A 20,177-nucleotide genomic window follows, 5' to 3' on the forward strand; every position below is an offset into this window, starting at 1 on the left:
GTGGTCACCGTTCGTCAGGGATCGGGCCGGGGTCATCGAAGATGATGGCGGCGGTGGTGTGGGCGAGCTGCGCCTGGTCGGCGGCGGGGAAGCCGAGCCGGTTCCAGGCGAACAGGATGTGATGGGCAAGAACGGCGCGGAGGCCGCGGGTGAGCTGGCCCTGGTTGGCGAGGTTCGCGAGTGACCGACCCGCGTGCCGGAACGCTGCCGGCCACGCCGGTAGCGCTTTGAGGGGCTGCACGGTGCGGGCGGCGAGAAGTTGCCGGACGGCGTTTCGGGTAGCCGCCGTGGCGGCGGGCTGCCGCGCACTGGCCTGGCGGGTGCGGCGGTGACTGGCGACGCGGGTCCAGACGTCACCCTGTTCGTAGTAGTCCTGGCCAGCTGACCTCAGCAGCGCCGCGGCCAGCACGAGTCCGACCTCGGCCCGATGCTCGGGGCGGGCTCGGTCGAGGTGGGCGAGGACGTTGCGGCTGTCGTGGTGGAAGAGCTGATGCGCGACGTCCATGCCGGCGGGGCCACCGAAGGCGTGGATCTCAGGCTCGTAGACGGCGGGNGCCCAGCGGTGGACCGCGTCGCCGTTGAGCACGGCGCGGAGCCTGCCGTCGCCGGACTCCGCGGGGTTGCGCCCGTCCCGATTTGGGCCTGGGCGCCAGCGGATCCGCCAGGAGGCTGCCTTCCTGGTGAACCACCACAGGCTGATCCCGTCCGTCTGCTCAGCTGAGGTCAGCAGTGGTGCCAGCTGGGTAACCCCCAGATGTTCGGCGGCACGCCAGTCTTGGCACCACACCGTAGCGCTCTGTGGCGGTCTATGATGGTCACGCGAGCCTTAAGGAGTGGGCCGAGTCGCAGGCCGTGGCGTACGTGACCGCGCGCCGTTGGTACGCGGCCGGTGTGCTCCCGGTTCCGGCGCGCAAGGTCGGTGGGCTGATCCTCGTCGGCGGACATGCGGCAGGGCCGGTCCGCGCCACGCCGTTCAAAGGACCTCATCCCCAGCGCGGTGGGCGTCCATCTGGCCCCGCTGGCCGGGACCGATGGCCCCTGATCAATACCGTTCATCGTCCTAACCTCGGCATGGCAGGTACAAGACGTCAGGGGGGCGTGATGAACGGACCGAGAACGAAGTCAGCCGATGCGCTCGCGCGCGACGTGATCCGGACCGCCCATGGGCAGGACATGATCATCGGACGGCTTCCCCTGGATGGGGAGGGCCAGGGCGCCAGCCAGATCATTCTGAACGTCGGCTGCCAACGGCACGACCGCGGCGAGGAGTGGGCGCACCTGACCGTGCCCGAGGCGCGGCAGCTGGCCGGACGGCTGCTGGCGCAGGCCGCGGCAGCCGAACGCGACCGCGAGGATGCCGTCGGGACAGCAGACTCGGCGCTTGACCGCGGGCGGGACACGGCTGGGTCCGGAGACGGTCACCCGGGCCGGATCGATGTAGCCTACCTTGCGGGTGAGTCGTACGCGATCGGGGTCCGTGGACACGAGATGCTGGTTGACCAGCCGCTGCGGCACGGTGGTGACGACATCGCGGCGACGCCGACAGAGTTGTTCGTCGCCTCACTCGCATCCTGCGTCGCCTTCTACGCCGGCCGGTACCTCACCCGCCATGGCGTGTGCCGGGACGGTCTGCGGGTTGCTGCCGAGTTCGACANGGCGACTGNCCGNCCCGCCNGGGTGGCGGCGGTGCGGCTGCGAATCGCCGTTCCCGCCAGTCTGCCGGAACGGCGCCGGCCCGGCCTCGTAGCGGTGGCCTCGCACTGCACCGTCCACAACTCGCTGCACCAGCCGCCCGACGTCGGCATAGAGATCGCCTGATAAAGGCCGCTACCGGTTCGGGTACCTACCGTGGGCGATCATGGGTAGGCCGTCCTTCGGTCGCAGGGTGACCAGGGGTTGCGGTGTGACGGGCAGGCCGGGTACGGGGGTGAAGGACCAGCGGCGGGCGATAGCGGCCAGGGCGAGCACGCCTTCGGTGATGGCGAAGGTGTTGCCGATGCACTGGCGGGGGCCGGCGCCGAACGGGAAGTAGGCGAAGCGAGGCCGCATCTTCGGCCCGGCGTCGGCCGGCTCATCGGCGGTGTCGGGCCCGGTCCAGCGGATGGGGTCGAAGAGTTCCGGTCGCGGCCACCAGCGCTCGTCGCGGTGCACCACCCATTGGCTGAAGACCAGGGTGGAGCCGGCGGGCAGGCGGTAGCCGGCGACGTCGCGGTCTTCGACGAGGTGGCGGCCCATGGCCCAGACGGGCGGGTACAGCCGCATCGCCTCGCTGATGACCGCGTTGGTGTAGGGCAACTGGGGCAGGTCGTCGATCGTCGGCCGCCGCTCGCCGAGCACCCGGTCGAGTTCGGCCTGCAGAGTCGCCAGTACTTCCGGATCCCGGCCGAGTAGGTGGAACGTCCAGGTCAGTGCGTTAGCGGTGGTCTCGTGGCCGGCGAGCAGGAGGGTGAGCGCCTCGTCGCGGACCTGGGAGTCGTCCATCGACGCGCCGGTGTCGGCGTCGCGGGCGGTCAGCAGCAGGGACAGCAGGTCGTTACCGGTGGCGCCGGTGGCGCGGCGGTCGGCGATCAGATCGTGGACGACGCGGTCGAGCGCGTTCCGGGCGTCTCGTCGGCGCCGGGGCGCCGGGAGCGGTAGCCGTTCGAGGGTAGTGAAGCCGGGAAGTTGGGCTCGGCGGGCTGCGGGCATGTTCTGGTCGAGAGCGGCCCGAATGACGTCGACGACGTGGCTGTCCAGGTCGACGTCGAACAGGGTCCGGGCGACGATCGCCAGGGTCATCTCGGTCATCTCGGTGTGCACGTCGAGGCGCTGCCCGTCCCGCCAGCCGTCGGCGGTCTTGTCCGCGATGGCCGCGAAGGCGTCGGCGTAGCCGGCGATCCGCTGCTTGTGGAACAGCGGCTGCAGCAGCCGGCGCTGCTGGCGGTGGGTGTCCCCGGCGCTGGTCAGCAGGCCCTGGCCCAGCAGCAGTGCCAGCGGCTGCACCACCGTTCGCCGGGAACCGGCGCCGCGGCGTACGGCACCTTTGGCGTAGGCCCGGTGTCCGCTGACCAGGGCGTCAGCGATCGCGTCCGGGTCGGTGACGAGGAAGGCCGACACCGGCCAGCTCGCCAGGCGCACCACCGGCCCATGGGCGCGGGCCAGCTCGTTGAGCCGGGTGAGCGGGTCGGCACGCAGCCGCCGGATCGCCTCGACCGGCCCCTCTCCCGAGCCGGGCACCCTGTCGGAGGTCTTGATGTCGGAGGTCTTGGCTGTGGATGGTGGCGCGGCGACGGAGCGGACGTGGGGAGCGCGGCTCATCACGACTTCCTTTCGGGCGGAGATGGGAGCGAGTGGGGTGGACGCAGGGGAAGCGGGCGCGCGGTGCTGAGGGCGCGCGGTGCTAATAGCCGATTAGCTGACGAGCACCACCGCGACGAGAAGGCCGATCTTCACGGCGAGGGCGACGTCGGCGGTCCGGCCGGTGGCGTGCGGCAGGCCGACCGCCGTCAGCAGGGTTACGGCGGCGCGCCGGACCGCCGGCCACAGCAGGACGGCCAGGCTCGCGCCGCACCCCGCGACGGCCAGTCGAAGGCCCACCGGGCCGGCAGCGACGACGCCGGCGATGGTCGACGCCGCGATAAGGGCGAATGCCTTGACAGCCGCGAAGGCCGTGACCGTCCGGCGAGCGCGGAGCAGAAGGGCGGACACGGCCGCGGACACGGCGACCATGACCAGAGCGGTCAGCGGGGTCAGCGGCTCGGGCCCAGTCTCGGCCAGGCGGGTGACATGCAGGTGCGGCAGCGGCTGTTCGAGCCGCAGTGCCGCTGCCGTCAGCACGGTGAGCGCAGCGACGCCGGCTTGCACACCGCGCAGGACCGCCACGGCCGCGACCACCAGGAGCAGACGGCGCAGACGTCTCCGGGCCGGCGTGCCCCCGTGGCCGACGAGCGGCCTGGTCACCGAATGTTCTCCTAAAGTCACTGGTCGCATGTGCGCCTACGCGGAGCAGGCCCACGCGATCGAACCGGCGAGCGTTCGGCCGCCGGTGCTCGTCGCCGAGAAGGAGACGTCGCCACCAGTAGCGGTGACCTGCGCGGTGGCCGGTACGGCGGTGACCGCGTAGTGGGCATCCGGGCCGGTCATCGACACGGTCACCGAAGCCTGGTAGCTCCCTGGCCCGTGGTAACCGGCCACCCGCACGACGTCCGAGACGGCGTAGCCGTGGACCGAGCCGCTCGCCGACGCCACGTAGCGGGCGCCCGCGGTCTGGCAGCTCACCACCGTGTCGACGTGGCCGGAGACCGCCACCGGGGAGGTGATGGCCACGGTCAGGGAGCCCGGCCCGCCGGCACCCTTCCCGACCGCATCCGTGGATGTCGCGGCAGCCGACGTCGCCGCCGACACCGGTGTCGTTGAGGTTGGCTGGTCGGCTGCCTGCTCGGCGGTCGCCGTCGCCGGCGCGGCGGTCACTACCCGGGTGCCAGGCTGGCAGGCCGCGATGGTAAGCAGCGCCGCGCCGGCAACGGTAGCCGTTGCGAGACCTCGACGGACCGGAGCCTGAAGGTTCATGGGAACGGGACACCTGCCTTCGGGAGATCGGAGATGGTCAGGTGGCCCCGACGGGTGACCGTGGGAGCCAGCCGGCTGGGTGCCACGGTTTCCGTGGACCGGCTGTGCCCGTGTCCCCTGCCAGCAAGGCAAGAACATCAGCCTGGAATGAGAACCCTTTCCCGGCAAGATGTGAGGCACATTCGGATCCGCAGTTTTCTTGCTATGACCGGGCAACCCGCGGAGGCGGTGAACGCGGCGTCACTGGTCGAAACGGGCCGGCCCGGTCAGAGGAGGTTGACGGGCCGGACCGCGGCCAATTCCTCCCCTGTACCGGCGGGGNGGACGATGCGGACGGTGGTGCCGGCGCCGGGGGCGCTGTCGAGGGTGGCGGTGCCGCCGTGGGCGGCGGCGATGGCGGCGACGATCGCCATTCCGAGGTCGCTGCCGGTCCGGCCACCGCCGCGGCTGCCGGCCGCCGACGGTCCTCGAAGGCCGCCTGAATCTGGCCGAGCATGGTGTTGAGCGCCGCCGCGAGCTGACCGGTCTCGGTGCGCGGACGCCCCGGCGGGACCCGCCGAGCCAGGTCGCCGCCGGCGATGGCGGCCGCCGTACGGGTGATGTCCCGCAGCGGGCGTAGCCCCCGGCCGAGCAACAGCCAAGCCGCCGTACCGGTCAGCGTGAGTACGGCCGCACCAGCGGCGGCCTCGTCCAGGGTCACATCGGCGAACGTGAGCACCGGCGCCGGCGGCACCCTGGCCGGGTCTCCCGCACTCATCCCCACCTCTTCCCGCATCCCCACCTCTTCCCGCCGCCCTTCAGCCCTCGCCAGCCCGGCCGGCGGGCTCCACCCCCGGCCACTACGAGGTCAGCGGCTCGTCGCACCCCGCATTCCATACAAGAAAGATGTGAATTCCGTACGAAAGCGGGTGGTGAGACGTAGTGGCGTAGGTGGCTGTCGAACTCGTACTCGGCGCGGTCGGCACCACGCCGCCCGCTCCCGGCACGCTATGGCGCGAGCAGATCAAAATCATGGTTGGGCGGGTATGCCAGGCTGTGGGCATTCCCTTGCCCGCTTATGGGCGCCGACCAGAGGGGTTCGATGATCATCCGCTTCCCCCGCACGTCTTGGTTGCTCGCCGTGTTCGTCGCTGGCGCGGTCGCCCTCACCGGCTGCTCGGGGCCGCTTCGGCGCTCCGCGGCAGGCCCGGCAGAGCCCGCCAGCACCGCGACGGCTTCTACGCCGGCCGCTGTCCCGGTCGGATCGTCGGTACGGTCGATCAACGTCGGCGGCGCCACCCGCGCCTACCGGCTGTACCGGCCGCCGACTCTGACCGCGCGGGCGCCGCTCGTCGTCATGATCCACGGCGGTTTCGGTGGCGCGGAGCAGGCCGAGAACTCCTACGGCTGGGACGCCGAGGCCGACCGCGGCCATTTTCTCGTCGCCTATCCCGAAGGGCAGAACCATGCCTGGTCCGTCGGCGGCGGTTGTTGCGGAAAGCCCGGTGCGACCGGCGTGGATGATGTCGCCTTCATCACTGGCATGGTAGCCGCCATCCAAGCCGCCGTACCGGTCGACACCGCCCGTATCTACGCCACCGGAATCTCCAACGGCGGCATGATGGACTACCGGTTGGCCTGCGACACCACCATTTTCGCCGCGATCGGACCCGATTCGGCGACCCTGCTCGGCACCTGCCCCGCACCGCGGCCAATCTCCGTCATCGCCATTCACGGCACCGCGGACCACACCGTACGCTACTACGGCGGCGAGGGNGACGGGGTCGCAAAAATCAACGGACCGGCCGTCCCGTTCGTGAACGCGATGTGGCGTACCGCCGATCATTGTGCCACCCCGGCCACAACCACTACGGAAAGCGTCACCACCTTTATCGCCACCTGCCCGCAGGGACGGGCCGTGGAACTGGTCACCATTGCCGGCGCGGGCCACCAGTGGCCCGGCGGTNCCCGCCNCCCGACGGCCGAGCGAATCCTGCATCTCGACCCGCCGTCAACCGCCCTGAATGCCACCGCGACCATCTGGGCCTTCTTCACCCATCAGGCAAGGTGAACCGCACGCCGGCGGGACTCTCGTTCTCCTCGTCCGCGGCGCTGCTGTGGCGGGCGGGCCCTGACCCGGCTGGATCTGCCCGTCGTGACCCGCACCGAGGCGGCCGTCGCCCGGGCGACGGCTCGATGTGCGCTGACCCGGGCGCTGGCCGCCTGACGGCCGCGTGGCCCGCCCCACCGGGAGCAGATGATCCTCGTCGTCATACACTGCCCTGCGCGATCAGCAGGTGGCGTGTACCGGTGCGGAAGGGTCCATGTGAACGTCCTGGAAGCGGTGTTTCTCGGCGCGGTCGAGGGGCTGACGGAATTTCTGCCGGTGTCCAGCACCGGACATCTGACAATTTTGGAGAAGCTGCTCGGCCACGACATCGACGACCCGGACATCACCGCTTTCACCGCGATCATCCAGGTCGGTGCGGTCTTCGCCACCCTGCTTTACTTCCGGCATGATTTCCGGCGCCTTCTGGCGGCGTGGGGCCGCGGTGTGCGCGATCCCGCCTGGCGGGAGCATCCGGATTACCGGTTCGGCTGGGCCGTCATTCTCGGATCGATTCCCATCGGCCTGGTCGGGGTGGCCTTCAAGGATCAGATCGAGACCACGCTACGCAGCCTGTGGTTCGTCGGCGGTGCGCTGATCCTCTGGAGCGGGGTGATGGGGTACGCGGACCACGTCGGTACCCAGAAACGTCACGAGGAGGACGTGACGTGGAAGGACACCCTGGTGATCGGCATCGTGCAGTGCATGGCGCTGATCCCGGGTATCTCGCGATCCGGGGCGACCATGTCGGCGGGGTTGCTGCGTGGCCTGGACCGGGNGGCGGTGACCCGGCTGTCCTTCTTCCTGTCCATCCCGGCCCTGATGGCGGCCGCGGCGCTGCAGGTCCTCACGAAGTCCGACGACATCGCCGACGGGGTGGGCTGGCCGGCGACGATCATCGCGACCGTGGTCAGCTTTGCCGTCGCCTACGTCGCGATCGCCTGGCTGTTGAAGTTCATTGCCAGACACAGCTACAGCGTTTTCATCGGTTACCGGCTGGCGCTCGGTGCCACCGTGCTCTTCCTCGTGGCCACTGGGATCGTCTCGGCGACCTGAGCCGGCGACCTGAGCCGGCGACCATCTTCGTCCGGCTCCCGCGGGGCGGCTCGACCACGTAAGTTTCAATCCACCGTCTTGCGGGTTCGTGGTTGTCCCCACGGGATGGGGAGACCGCCGGCCGCGCGGCCACGGAGGAAGGACTGTGATGCGGGATCTGCGTTCGCTGCCCAAGGGCCATCTGCATCTGCATTTCGAGCTGGGGATGCGGCCGTCGACACTGGCCGACCTGGCCGCCGCCGCGGGCGTTCCGACTCCCCGCACCACGGGGTTTACCGAGTTCGGGGGCTTCAGCGAAGTGATCGCCGGCATCCTGCCGGTCTTCCGCCGGCCCGAGGACTTCGAACGTCTCGTCGACGAAATGATCATCGATGCCGCGGATGAGGGCGTCACCTACCTCGAACCCAGCTTCTGGCCGTACGTTCATCTAGGCGTCTTCGGGAGCGCGGAGGCCGCCTGGGAGACGGTGCTGGCCCGATCGGATCAGGTCGGCGCGCGGTACGGGGTGACCGTCCGCTGGATGGCGGCCGTCGACCGGGTCTTCGACTCCCCCGAACAGGCCGTCTCCGTGGCCCGGTTGGCCCTGCGTTACGCCGATCGGGGCATCGTCGGCCTAGGGCTGCACAACGACGAGAACGGCTGGCCGCCGGAGCCGTTCATGGCGGCGTTCCGGATCGCGCGCGACGGCGGGTTGCTCTCGACCCCCCACGCCGGGGAACTCGACGGTCCCGCGTCGGTGCGTGGCGCCATCGAGACCCTGGATGCCGATCGTCTCCAGCACGGTATCCGCGCCATGGAGGATCCCCGACTCGTCGACACCCTCCTCGAACGAGGGACCTGCCTCGATGTCTGCCCGACGTCCAACCTGCTGCTCTCGGTCGTCCCGTCGATGGCCGAACATCCGCTTCCGGCCCTGCTGCGGGCCGGGGTGCGATGCTCGATCAACGCCGACGACCCGCTGCTGTTCGGGCCCACCTGTCTGGAGGAGTACGAGCTGTGCCGATCGGCGCTGGGCCTGACCGACGAGGAACTGGCCGCCTGCGCCCGCAGCTCGGTGGAATCCGGAGCCGCGCCGATCGAGGTGCGGACGGCGGCCCTCGCCGGCATCGATGCGTGGCTCGCCGACGCGGGATGTCTCGACGGCCGGTGACGCTCCGACGGCCGGTGACGCTCCGATGACGGGGGTACCGTCCCCCCACCGGCCCGCGCGGGTGGTCCTCGCACCCGACTCGTTCAAGGGATCGGCGACCGCGGCCGAGGTGGTCGCGGCGCTGGGCGCGGGCTGGCGCTCCGAGCGGCCCCGCGATCAGGTCGTGGGAGTACCGATCGCCGACGGTGGCGAGGGCACCCTCGACGTCTTCGCCGTCGGCGTACCCGGGTCGGAGCGGCACCCGGCACGGGTGACTGGTCCGGACGGGCGGGGCCACGACGCCGAATGGCTGTCGCTGCCCGATGGCACCGCAGTGATCGAACTGGCGAGGGCGAGCGGGTTGCCGCTGATGCGGGAACTCGATCCGTTGGGCGCGCAGACCGTGGGCCTCGGCGAGTTGGTCGCCGCCGCGATCGACGCCGGAGTCGACCGCGTTCTCATCACTTTGGGCGGTTCCGCCTCGACCGACGGTGGTACCGGTGCCCTCGCCGCGTTGGGTGCCCGGTTCCTCGACGCGGCCGGCCGGCCGTTGGCCGTCGGCGGCGGCGCCCTCACGTCGCTCGCGCACATCGATCTGACCGGGTTGCGGCCGGCGCCGGCCGGGGGAGCGTACTGTCTCGTCGACGTCGACGCGCCCCTGCTGGGCCCTGCCGGCGCCGCCGCCGTATTCGGGCCGCAGAAGGGTGCCGGACCCGCGGACATCACCCGGCTGGAGGAGGGGCTGCGCCGGCTCGCCCACCTGTTGGGTGGTGCTCCCGACGCCGCGGGAGCCGGGGCTGCCGGCGGCACCGCCTACGGCCTCGCCGCGGCCTGGGGAGCCGAGGTGGTCCCCGGCCTGCCGACGATCATCCAGGCGGCGGGCCTGCCGGCGGCCCTTGCCGGCGCCGACTGGGTGGTGACCGGCGAGGGCAGGTTCGACCGCACCTCGTTGTCCGGCAAGGTGGTCGGCGGAGTCCTCGCGCTGGCGCGGGACGCCGAGGTGCCCGTGCTCCTGGTGGCTGGGCGGGTTGACGCCCCCCGAGCGGAGGGGGTCCGGGCCGAGATCGCCCTCGTCGATCTCGCCGGGGGGCCGGCCATGGCGATGGCCGAGCCGCTCCGGTGGCTGCGGAGGGCCGGCGCCGAGCTGGCCCGCCGGGTCACGACCGCCCGGTGAGCGGGAGCGCCCGGTGCGGGGGAGCGGCCGGGCCCGGTCTGTGGGTCAGACCCGGCGGTTCATCCCGGTGAGGAGGTAACCGATCTTACGCCAGGTGTTGGGCCCGCAGACCCCGTCGTCCGGGATGCGGCCGAACCACGGCGCGGCGTAGCGCTGTAGGGAGGCCACCCGGGCAGTGGTCCGTGGCCCGTACACGCCATCCGGCGTTATCCGGTTGGGATCACCGGTGGGGGCCTCATGGCCAAAGATGATGTTCAGGGCGTTCTGGAGCTCCACGACGTCCNGACCACGCGATCCCTCCCGCAGGGTCGGACGGTCGTCGTAACGGTGCCGGGGATCGGCGGCTGCGCCGACTCCGTTATGCCGCGCGGCGGCGAGGATGTCCCGGCGTCGGTTGGCCCGGATGTCACCCGGGCAATTGTGCCCCCCCCACGCCTGGCCGCCCATCCGGTGGGTACCGATACCGTAACCGGCGGGAGAGTCGGTGATCTCTTCCTGCCATCCGAACTCCCGCATCCCCCACTGAAAGAGCTCGCCGAGCCGGATGATTTGTAGGGGTGTGTAGTCCTCGGTCTCGTACCCTTCGCATTCGCAGGAGATCCAGTATGGATTTCCTGCCGCCTGGGCCCAGGCCCTCCGGTCNAAAGGAACGTACTGCTCGAAGTCGCCGCTCCTCGACAGCCACAGGTGTGAGCTGACCTGGCTGGCGGGGTTGTCGAACCAGCCGAACAGGGAGCCGCCGCCCACCTGGACGTGCGGGATGAGGCCTCGGGTGGGTTGGATCATCACTCCGGTCGTGTTCCGCACCGGACGGAAGCGGGCCGGCGGGTACAAGGNCGGNGCCATCGCTACCGGCTCTCCTTCCCACGTGTGTCGCCGCGACAGATCCTCGTCTGGGAAATCACGATTCCGGGCCGCTTCCTGTTCATGGGGTCATCAGGTCGGTTGACCGCTACAGTCATAGTTTCCAGCCGGAGTACCAGCATGGCCATAGTGCCGGGCTGCTGCGGAGAGGTCCGCATCGGGGCGGTATGCCCGGACATATGGTGAGTGGAAACCCTCCCGCTGGATCCCTGACAGGGGCCCGACCCGGTTCGGTGGTGCGCCCCAGGCACGGACAGCCGACGCCGCCGCGAGCCGCCATCCCTTCGACGCCTCGTCAACCCTCGGTATCGAGGGGCATACTGACTGTTTTTTGCGGATGTTTGCGGGAACCGCGGACCGGGCGGCGGAGCCCGTGTTTCGATGCCGCCTATATGGTTCTACCGCCTGTATCGTTCTAGCGCCTGTATCCTTCTACCGCATGATCGACCCGCAGCCGGGCTCGAGAAGGAGGCATTCAATGCGGTATGCCGTATCTTCCCCGCGACGAGTCGGACGGCCGTTATCCTCCGGAGCGCCGGGAGCACCGGAAGCGGCTGCGTCCGGAGGGTGTCGTCCCGCGCGGCGCGGTTCCCGGCGGGCGGGCCGGCGCGGCGGCGCGACCCGGACCACCCTGGCCACTCTGACCACCGCCGGGGCGACCCTCGCGGTGAGCGGCATCCTGGCTCTGGTGAACGCGGGCGCCGCGCAGGCCGGTGGAGCGACCTGGGCGAGCTGCCCGGGCGGGCAGGCGACGGAGGTCGGTGTGCCGGCGGCGGCCGGAGAGCCGAACAGACCCGCGACGTATCTCGACGCCGGTTTCTACGTCCATGTCGCCTCGTTGTGGCCGCCGGCCACGGCATCGCTGTGCCGGACCGGTCCCGGCCGGGGTGAGGAGGCCGGCGAGCCGATCTTCAGGTTCGGGCACCTGAGCTGCCCCGGCGGCGACGCGACCTTCGGTGTGCGCAGGCCCGCGGTACCGGACCGGGCGAGCGCCGACGTCCCGTCGGCGACCTGGGGGACCTACCTGCCGGCCGGCTGGTACAGCCTGGACGACCTGAGCGACCCGTCGTGGACGTCGGTTTGCTGGTCGTCCAGGAGACGCTGACCGATCCCGGCCGGCGAAGCGCCGATTCAGGTCGAAGCGCCGAATCCGGTCGATCGGATTAATCGGATTAACCGGAATCGGCGCGAGAGGACCGGACCGATCAGTAGCGGTAGTGGTCGGCCTTGTACGGACCCTCGACGGGCACGCCGATGTAGTCCGCCTGCTGCTTGGTCAGCTGGGTGAGCCTCACGCCCAGCGCGTCGAGGTGCAGCCGGGCGACCTTCTCGTCGAGGTGCTTGGGCAGCACGTATACCCCGACGGGGTAGTTTTCGGTCTTCGTGAACAGCTCGATCTGCGCGATCACCTGGTTGGTGAAGCTGTTCGACATCACGAAGCTCGGATGTCCGGTGGCGCAACCGAGGTTCATCAGCCGGCCCTCGGCCAACACGATGATCGAGTGGCCGTCCGGGAACACCCACTCGTCGACCTGCGGCTTGATGTTGATCTTCTCGATGCCGGGGGTCCTGGCCAGGCCGGCCATGTCGATCTCGTTGTCGAAGTGCCCGATGTTCGACACGATCGCCTGGTGCTTCATCGCAGCCATGTGCTCGGCATGGATGATGTTGAAGTTGCCGGTCGTGGTGACGAAGATGTCCGCCGTCGCGACGACGTCCTCCAGGGTGGTGACCTGGAAACCGTCCATCGCGGCCTGCAGGGCGCAGATCGGGTCGATCTCGGTGACGATCACCCGGGCTCCCTGGCCGCGCAGCGCGTCCGCACAGCCCTTGCCGACGTCACCGTAGCCGCACACCACGGCGACCTTGCCGCCGATGAGCACGTCGGTGGCGCGGTTGAGACCGTCGATGACGGAGTGGCGGCAGCCGTACTTGTTGTCGAACTTCGACTTCGTCACCGAGTCGTTGACGTTGATCGCCGGGAATGCCAGCGTGCCGGCCTTCGCCATCTCATAGAGACGGTGCACGCCGGTCGTGGTCTCCTCGGTGACGCCCTTGATGTTCTTCGCGGTCTCGGTCCACCGACCCGGCTTCTGCGCGATGGTGCGGCGCAGGGTCTCCAGGACGATCGCGTACTCCTCGCCGTCCGCGGCGTCCGTCGCGGGGACCGCGCCGGCCGCCTCGAACTGGGCGCCCTTGTGGACGAGCAGGGTCGCGTCGCCGCCGTCGTCGAGGATCATGTTCGGGGTGCCGCCGTCCGGCCAGGCCAGCGCCTGGTCCGTGCACCACCAGTACTCCTCGAGGGTCTCGCCCTTCCAGGCGAAGACCGGCACGCCCCGCGGGTCGTCCTTGCTGCCGTTCGGCCCGACGACGACGGCGGCGGCCGCGTGGTCCTGGGTGGAGAAGATGTTGCAGGAGACCCAACGGACGTCGGCGCCGAGCGCTACCAAGGTCTCGATCAGCACCGCGGTCTGAATTGTCATGTGCAGGGAGCCCATGATGCGGGCGCCCCTGAGGGGCTGGCTGGCCGCGTATTCCGCCCGGGTGGCCATGAGGCCGGGCATCTCGTGCTCGGCAAGCCGGATCTCCTTGCGGCCGAACTCGGCCAGTGCGAGATCCGCGACCTTGAACTCGAAACTCATGCCCTCTCCTTCGACGCTCGGGCGGCTGCCGAGCCTATACGGCGGATGTCTCGTCCCGGTTTCCACCCGCCATCGGCCGCGGCCGTGATGCGCCGGCCTTGGAACGGGTTTCTTGAGCGTCCCACATGTCGCCGTGTTGACGAAGACCCGGTCCGGTTCTGTCGACCGCCGGGCCCGGGTCGTCCTGGCGCGGCTGGTGCACCCAGCCGCGTTCGTCCGCCCAGATCAACAGGGGTGGGAGGACGACCAGCGCGGACAGCAGGGCGATGGCGACGTTGAGGGCGACCAGCAGACCGAAGTCACGCAGCAGCGGTAGGGAGCTGAAGGCCAGGACGGCGACCCCGATCACGGCGGCGAGCGCGGAGACCACGAAGGCGCGTCCGGTGCGGGCCGCGGTCTGGTCGACGGCCTCCTTCGGCGTCAGGCCGCGTCGACGCTCTTCCAGGTGGCGAAGCACGAGCAGGGTGGTGAACTCGCTGCCCAGCGCGATGACGAGCGGGCCGCCGACCGCGGTGAGCGGGCTGAGATCGACGCCGACCAGCCAGGCGATCATGGAGCTGAGCCCGACCGCGATCAGCACCGGCACCAGCGACAGGACCGCCCGGACGATGCTGCGGTGCCAGACCAGCAGCATGAGCAGGACGCCGACCAGCGCGAAGTAGGTCAGCTGGGTCCGGTTCTTCGTGAAGTTCTCCAGCAGCCCGGTGCCGACCACGACGAGGCCCGACGGGGTGGCGCGTACCCCTTGCGGCGGATGGACCGTGTCCCGGATGTCGTCGACGATTGCGGCCTGCCGTTCCAACGAGCCCGATCCGGTACGGAAGACGAGGTTGAGCGCGTTGTGGGCCAGGTTCACCGTGGCGCGCTGGAGGTCGGGCGGTGCCGCGGCGTAGCCGAGCCGGACGTCCTGACCCGTCGGCAGGACGACCGTCGTGTTCGGCACCTCCATCATGAAGCTGATGGTCGTGACGAGGCTCGACGCGGTCAGCAGGTCGGCCGGGTCCTTCGCGAGCCGGGTGTTCGCGAACTCGGCGAGGAAGGCGACGGTGGCGTCGTCGAAGACGTTCGGTGACTGGACGTAGATGCCCAGCTCGCTGGCGGATCCGGTGCTCGCGCGCAGCGTGTTGATGTTCTTGATGACCTGACCCTGCTGGTCGACCCATTTCTCCGGATCGGTCTGGATCTTCAGTGTGCCGTCGGTGACGATCCCGACGGCGAAGACCGCGACGGACACGGCGACGAGCGGGAGCGCGGTGATCCGTGGCAGGGACCCCAGGGTGATCACCGTCCGACCCAGCGGGCCGTGGGTGTAGTCCTTCGGGGGGGTCGGCCGGCGACGTTCCCGCAGGCCCAACGAGGCGGTGAGGAACAGGATCGTGGCGATGACGATCACCGGCAGGCCCAGGGCGAGCAGCGTGCCGAAGTCCCGGATCATCGGGACGTCGCTGAACTCCAGCGCGAGGAAGGACAGCACCGCGGCGACGGTGGCGACACTCAGCGCGGGCAGCAGCCCGGCCAGGGCCGCGGTGACGGGATGGCCGGCCCGGGCCAGTTGGGCCTCCTCCTCCACCCGGCTGTGGAGCTGGACGGCGAAGTCGATGCCGACGCCGAGCAGCACCGGCAGACCGGAGATGGTCACCACCGACAGCGGGACACCCGCGTAGCCGGCGAGGCCGAACGCCCAGATGAGGCCGACGGCGACGACGCCGAGCGGGAGCAGCCGCCAGCGCACCGCGAAGGCGACGAGCAGCAGGCCGGCCATCAGTGCCAGGGAGATGCCCCCGAGGGTGACGAACCCGCCGCGCAGGTAGTCGTTGAGGTCGCGCAGCAGCGCGGGCGCCCCGGTCGACATCGTTGTCGCATTATCGAACATGCGTTCGGACGCGGCCTTCTCGGCCAGGGTCGCGGCCTGGCCCTCGGTCGTGAGGGAGGCGTTGCCCCGCAGTCGGGTGACCATCTGGCTGGTGGATTCGGTCGGGAAGAACGGCTTGATCGACTTACGGATGGCACCCGTGTTGTCGCGGAGCAGGAAGGAGACCCAGGCCGGGTTGTCGTAGACCCGCTCGGCCACCGGGATCGCCTGCATCCGCCGCAGTGTCGTGACGGAGTCGGCGAGGCGCCGCTGGGCGGAGACCGGATCCGGATCGCGGCGCTGGGCACCGAGCAGGATCTTCCCGGCGGGGCTGTTGACGGGATTGCCGTCCGGGCTCGTGACCAGGTTGTTCGTGAACTCCAGCGCCGTGAGCGGGGTGATCACCGATTCGATCCGGTCATCGGCGTCGAGGCTGGCCTGCAACTCCCGGAACTGGCTGATGTTGCGCTTGGTGAATAGGTCCTCGAGTCGTTCGCCCTTGTCCAGGGTGAACAGCGTGACCATCGCCTGGCCGCCGAAGAGGGACTGGTAGGCGACGTTGTCCCGGGCAACCTGGGAGTCGGGGTTCAGATAGTTGTCCTGGCCGGTGGTGAATTCCAGCCGGGTGGTTCCGAACCCCAGGGCGGCGGTGACGAGCAGCGCCACGACGGCGACGATGCCCNNNCNCNNANNNACNNNNCTGACCATACGGGCGAGTGCCGCCGATGGCCCGGACCGGCGGTCCGGGCCCGACCCGTGCTCCGGTTCCGAGGTGCGGCCTGGCTCCGACCGGTGTTCGGGCCGGCCGGGATGATCGGCTGGATCGTCGGTGGAGGGGGAAGGCGTCGACATCGGTCACGCTCCGGAGTTATCCGCGTTGCCTCCGGATCGACGCGCGTTACCTGTCGGTCCGACGGCTGTGTCCCNGCTGTATAGCGCAGCAGGTCACACCGCCTGAAGGCCCCGGGGCAGCCGATTTCGCCGGAAAATGTTTCAGGCGATCAACACGCCCCGGGCCTGGCTCCCCGGGCTCGGCTACCGTCGCCATCCTCTCCGGGGTCGGACGTGCCCGGGGTCAGACGCCCGCGGACTCCCGTGACGGTCGGAGTTCGACGAGCGAGTCGTAGCTCGGGAAGAAGAGTCCCTCGTGCCCGTCATCCCAACGCACGACGAACGGCGGGCCTCCGTCCTCGCCGCGTACCTCGACCACGGTCCCGTGTCGTTCCGGGCTGCCCACCGTGCGGCCGTGGACGACGAACCTCTCTCCGACGGATGCGAACATCATGATGGTCGACCTCCCTGCCGGGCGATCCGGTCTGCTCTGCCTGGATGCTCCGGTGACCGATCGCATGCGCGTGCTCTTTCTGCCTAGCACGGAGCGTCGGTCGCGGCAGACCCGAAGCCCGAAAGGTCGCGAACTCCCGGTNCAGGACAGCCGCTCGACGACCAGCGCCATGCCCTGCCCGCCGCCGACGCACATTGTCTCCAGGCCGATGGTCGTGTCGGTGGTGCGTAGTCCGTTCAGCAGGGTGGTGAGTAGCCGGGCGCCGGTCATCCCGAACGGGTGACCGAGCGCGATCGCGCCACCGTGCACATTCAGCTTCGCGACGTCGAGCCCGAGCGCCCGGTAGGTCGGGATGACCTGCGCCGCGAACGCCTCGTTCAGCTCTACCAGGTCGACGTCGTCGATCGTCATCCCCGCCCGGGCCAGGGCCCGCCGGGACGCCTCCACCGGGGCCAGGCCCATGATCTCCGGTGACAGTGCGCTGACGCCGGTGGAGACGATCCGGGCCAGCGGGGTGATGCCGAGCTCGCGGGCCCTGGTGTCGCTCATGACGATGACCGCGGCGGCTCCGTCGTTGAGCGGGCAGGCGTTGCCGGCCGTGACGGTACCGTCCGGGCGGAACACCGGCCTGAGAGCGGCCAGCGCCCGCATCGTGGTTCCCGGCCGGGGACTGTCGTCGCNGTCGATCACCCCGCCGTCGGGCAGCGGCACCGGAATGATCTCCCGCTTGAAGAAGCCGTCCGCGACGGCCCGCTCCGTCAGGTTCTGCGAGCGGCAGGCGTACTCGTCCTGTTCGAGGCGGCTCACACCCGCGAGCTGGGCCACGTTCTCGGCGGTCTGCCCCATGGCGATGTAGACGTCGGGCAGCTCGCCGGCCGCCCGGGGATTCGTCCAGGGCGCGGACCCCGCCTGGGCACGGGCCGCCGTACGGGCCTGGGCCTCGCAGTAGCGCGGGTTCTGGGTGTCCGGCAGGCTGTCNCTGTTGCCCCTGACGAAGCCGCTGACGACCTCCACCCCGGCGGCGATGAACGCGTCACCCTCTCCCGCGCGCACGGCGTGCGCAGCCATCCGCAGAGCCTGCAGGGAGGATGCGCAGTACCGGGAGACCGTCGTGCCGGGAACGGTGTCGAACCCGAGGCTGACGGCGACGACGCGGCTGATGTTGTGTCCCTGTTCGCCTCCGGGTAGCCCGCAACCGAGGATGAGATCGTCGATGTCGGCCGGGTTGAGGGCCGGAACCTGGTCCAGGGCTGCCCGGACGATGATGGCCGCGAGGTCGTCGGCCCGCATCCCCCGCAGCGAACCCTTGAACGCCCGCCCGATCGGTGATCGGGTTGCGGCGACGACAACGGCCTCGGTCACATGCCCTCCCAGTTCTCGGTGTTCTTGGTGTTCTTGGCGTTCTCGGTGTTCTTGGCGGCAGGGTCGCGGAGGCCGTGGTCCCTGCGGCCAAATGATCAAAACCCTAACGCGGACGAGCGCCCGCGGTCGCGGGTGGCCGAGCCGACGCGGCGAGGGGGACCCGTCGGGTTACGCTTTGATCATCCCGTCGCCAGCGAGCCGGATGGCGTGCCCGATGCGAGCAGACCTTGGTACACCCCGTGATGTCGCGGCCCTCGCCGCGGCCGCGGGCGAGCTGCGCGAGTGCGCCGCCCGGCTGCGCCGACTCGTCCCGGAGGTGGCCGGGGTGCTGGCCGGTGCGCGTGCCGCCGACACCCCGCGGGCATGGCGGTCACCGTGGCGGATCCGGTGCGCCGCCCGGCTGGACGACTGGCAGCGGGCGCTTGACGTCGGCGCCGGGGTGCTGCGCGATCGGGCCGGGCTGCTCGACTGGCTCGCCGAGCGGTACGACGAGCGTGCCCACGCCTTGCGCCTCGGTCTAGGCGCGGCTGCCGTGGTATCCGCCGACGAGCTCGCCCGGCTGCGCCGGTTCGACGCGTCCGGCGGCGTCGGGAACGACCCACGGGTGTGGATGCTGGCGCACGGACTGGCCACCGGTGGCGTCGAGGGCGATGCNGGGGGGAGGGAGGACCTGCCCGGGGCTATCGGAGGCTCCGGCGATGCCGGCGACGCTGGGGGCAGGCCCGCCGTGAAGGTCCCGATTGACGAAACCGTTCTGTTCGATCCGGTCCTGCTGGGCGTCCTGTCCGACCGCCTGCGGGCGGCGGGCGACCGGTCGGCCGCCCTGGCCCGAGCCGTCGCCGCGGACGGGGGACGGTTGAGCCGGCTGCCCGATCCGTTCGGCGGCGTGGACTGGTCCGATCCGCACTGCCTGTTCGGGGAGCGCAAACCGTCCGCTCCGGCTGGCCTGCTCGGTCTGGCTGGCTCGTCCGGACGGGACGACCCCGTCGGGTTCGGACTGCACGCGGTCGCTGTCGGAGCGCCGGCCATGGCGCGCGGCATCGACCGGCGGATGGCGCGTTTCGCTGCGGCCGAGCTGGTCGCCCGCATCGGCACGGATCCGGCGACGGTGACCGTCAATGATCTGACGGCGATCAGCGTTCGGCTGGCTGGCCTGTCCGCGGCGATGCGCCAGGCGGTCATCTCCCGGCTGCGCGGCCGGCCTCTGGCGGTCCTTGCCGCGGTGGCCGCCCGGGTGATCGAAAATCCGAGCCCCGGCATCCTTGGTTACCTGCCGGCGCTGGCCGACCTCACCGACGCCCTGATCGCCGGGGCCTCCTCGGCCATGATCGGAGACGTCCTGCTGGCCTTCCCATGGCTCGAACCCGGCTACCCTGTCGTCCGCGGACGCCCCGGCGAGGTCGTGGCGGTCGACCGCACCGGCGACCCGACGGTGCGTGACGGGATCAGCCCGAGCGATGTGGGGCAGGGCGGCGTCGCCGACTGCTACCTCGTCGCGGCGCTGATCGGCATCGCCCGCCAGGATCCCGGACTACTCGCGGAGCGGCTGCGGGCCAACCCCAACGGTACTGTCACGATCATCATGCACCCCCGCGGACCGGCCGGCGCCGGCGTGGGCGTCACCGTCACGGCCAGCCTGCCCGCTCGTCGGGTCCAGCCGCCGTACGGGCGATCGGAGGACGAGGCACCCGGGCCGCGGGCGCCGGGCACCTCCCGGTCGCGTGCGGCTGGGTACGAGGAGGTCGCGATGGACGGCGACGACGCGGCGGGACGGCCGGAGCTGTGGCCGGCGCTGTACGAGAAGGCCTACGCCCGGCTGCACGGCGGCTATCCCGCCATCGAATTCGGAAATGCGGCGACGGCCCTGCGGACGCTCACCGGGCGATCGGCGCACGTGTTCGCCGCCCACGAGGCGACCGTTCCCGCCCTCGGGGAGCTCCTCGCCGACGGCGAGGTGGTGATCGTGACCACCCGGCGTCGAACCCGGCCCGGCGGACTCGTCGCGGCGCACGCCTACACCCTGCTCGCCGTGGACGTGGCGCGCCGGCGGGTGCTGCTGCGTAATCCGTGGGATCCGGCGCCCGGGCAGAACAACGAGCGGTGGTACGCCTGGGACGGGATCCTCCCGGATACGCATGCGGTCGTGCACGGCCCGACCCGTTAACGGTCGGTGGCTGCC

At 70.6% G+C, this 20,177-nt stretch carries 15 protein-coding genes and 3 pseudogenes; 7 read left to right on the top strand and 11 right to left on the bottom strand.

The window, feature by feature from the left end:
* Positions 1-4: 4 nt before the first annotated feature.
* Positions 5-787, bottom strand: a complete 783-nt coding sequence (locus CED_RS03100) for a thiopeptide-type bacteriocin biosynthesis protein (protein ID WP_011438820.1) — start codon at positions 785-787, stop codon at positions 5-7.
* Between the two features lie 314 nt (positions 788-1,101).
* On the opposite strand from CED_RS03100, the gene CED_RS03105 reads away from it, so the two are divergent.
* Positions 1,102-1,818, top strand: coding sequence for an OsmC family protein (locus CED_RS03105; protein WP_235186877.1), 717 nt, complete (start codon positions 1,102-1,104; stop codon positions 1,816-1,818).
* A 9-nt stretch (positions 1,819-1,827) separates the two neighbouring features.
* Here the strand turns inward: CED_RS03105 and CED_RS03110 are convergent, their stop codons facing one another.
* From CED_RS03110 to CED_RS26005, 5 genes and pseudogenes are all read right to left on the bottom strand, one after another.
* The gene (locus tag CED_RS03110; RefSeq protein ID WP_011438818.1) at positions 1,828-3,297 is read right to left on the bottom strand and encodes a cytochrome P450; all 1,470 of its coding nucleotides are present in this window, start codon (positions 3,295-3,297) and stop codon (positions 1,828-1,830) included.
* 93 nt (positions 3,298-3,390) lie between these two features.
* Positions 3,391-3,939, bottom strand: a complete 549-nt coding sequence (locus tag CED_RS03115) for a hypothetical protein (protein WP_023840008.1) — start codon at positions 3,937-3,939, stop codon at positions 3,391-3,393.
* 36 nt (positions 3,940-3,975) lie between these two features.
* Positions 3,976-4,548: a hypothetical protein gene (locus tag CED_RS03120; RefSeq protein ID WP_023840009.1), complete on the bottom strand. Its 573-nt coding sequence runs from the start codon at positions 4,546-4,548 to the stop codon at positions 3,976-3,978.
* 266 nt (positions 4,549-4,814) lie between these two features.
* A complete protein-coding gene (locus CED_RS26000) occupies positions 4,815-4,961 on the bottom strand; it encodes a hypothetical protein (protein ID WP_152569690.1) in 147 nt (48 codons plus the stop codon).
* A 41-nt stretch (positions 4,962-5,002) separates the two neighbouring features.
* Positions 5,003-5,236 (bottom strand): annotated as a pseudogene (locus CED_RS26005) (HAMP domain-containing protein); the annotation flags it as partial.
* Between the two features lie 393 nt (positions 5,237-5,629).
* On the opposite strand from CED_RS26005, the gene CED_RS03125 reads away from it, so the two are divergent.
* The 4 genes from CED_RS03125 (at position 5,630) to CED_RS03140 (ending at position 9,993) form a co-directional block, all read left to right on the top strand.
* Entirely contained in the window at positions 5,630-6,598 is a 969-nt protein-coding gene (locus CED_RS03125; protein ID WP_035908667.1) for a PHB depolymerase family esterase, read from the top strand.
* A gap of 255 nt (positions 6,599-6,853) precedes the next feature.
* Positions 6,854-7,690 carry an undecaprenyl-diphosphate phosphatase gene (locus CED_RS03130; RefSeq protein WP_035729072.1) on the top strand — a complete coding sequence of 279 codons (837 nt, stop codon included), beginning with the start codon at positions 6,854-6,856 and terminating at the stop codon, positions 7,688-7,690.
* Positions 7,691-7,838: 148 nt separating this feature from the next.
* Positions 7,839-8,840, top strand: a complete 1,002-nt coding sequence (gene add, locus CED_RS03135) for an adenosine deaminase (protein ID WP_011438812.1) — start codon at positions 7,839-7,841, stop codon at positions 8,838-8,840.
* A 25-nt stretch (positions 8,841-8,865) separates the two neighbouring features.
* Positions 8,866-9,993 carry a glycerate kinase gene (locus tag CED_RS03140; protein ID WP_035908668.1) on the top strand — a complete coding sequence of 376 codons (1,128 nt, stop codon included), beginning with the start codon at positions 8,866-8,868 and terminating at the stop codon, positions 9,991-9,993.
* 45 nt (positions 9,994-10,038) lie between these two features.
* Here the strand turns inward: CED_RS03140 and CED_RS03145 are convergent, their stop codons facing one another.
* Positions 10,039-10,839, bottom strand: a complete 801-nt coding sequence (locus tag CED_RS03145; protein WP_035908578.1) for a peptidoglycan-binding domain-containing protein — start codon at positions 10,837-10,839, stop codon at positions 10,039-10,041.
* Between the two features lie 685 nt (positions 10,840-11,524).
* On the opposite strand from CED_RS03145, the gene CED_RS03150 reads away from it, so the two are divergent.
* Positions 11,525-11,962, top strand: a complete 438-nt coding sequence (locus CED_RS03150) for a hypothetical protein (RefSeq protein WP_232234815.1) — start codon at positions 11,525-11,527, stop codon at positions 11,960-11,962.
* A gap of 100 nt (positions 11,963-12,062) precedes the next feature.
* Here CED_RS03150 and ahcY read toward each other — a convergent pair whose 3' ends face one another.
* The 4 genes and pseudogenes from ahcY to CED_RS03165 form a co-directional block, all read right to left on the bottom strand.
* On the bottom strand, positions 12,063-13,499 hold the full coding sequence (gene ahcY / locus CED_RS03155) for an adenosylhomocysteinase (RefSeq protein WP_023840013.1): 1,437 nt from the start codon (positions 13,497-13,499) through the stop codon (positions 12,063-12,065).
* A 34-nt stretch (positions 13,500-13,533) separates the two neighbouring features.
* Positions 13,534-16,203: pseudogene (locus CED_RS03160) on the bottom strand (RND family transporter).
* A 223-nt stretch (positions 16,204-16,426) separates the two neighbouring features.
* A complete protein-coding gene (locus CED_RS26010; RefSeq protein WP_369807777.1) occupies positions 16,427-16,807 on the bottom strand; it encodes a DUF1918 domain-containing protein in 381 nt (126 codons plus the stop codon).
* Positions 16,781-17,998: pseudogene (locus tag CED_RS03165) on the bottom strand (acetyl-CoA C-acetyltransferase); the annotation flags it as partial. The gene CED_RS26010 and the pseudogene CED_RS03165, both read right to left, overlap by 27 nt.
* Positions 17,999-18,212: 214 nt before the next feature.
* Between CED_RS03165 and CED_RS03175 the strand changes: the two are divergent.
* Entirely contained in the window at positions 18,213-20,162 is a 1,950-nt protein-coding gene (locus CED_RS03175) for a C2 family cysteine protease (RefSeq protein ID WP_023840015.1), read from the top strand.
* Positions 20,163-20,177 lie beyond the last annotated feature (15 nt).

Origin of the sequence: Frankia sp. CeD (assembly GCF_000732115.1) — a bacterium.
In the GTDB taxonomy this organism is placed as follows: domain Bacteria; phylum Actinomycetota; class Actinomycetes; order Frankiales; family Frankiaceae; genus Frankia; species Frankia casuarinae.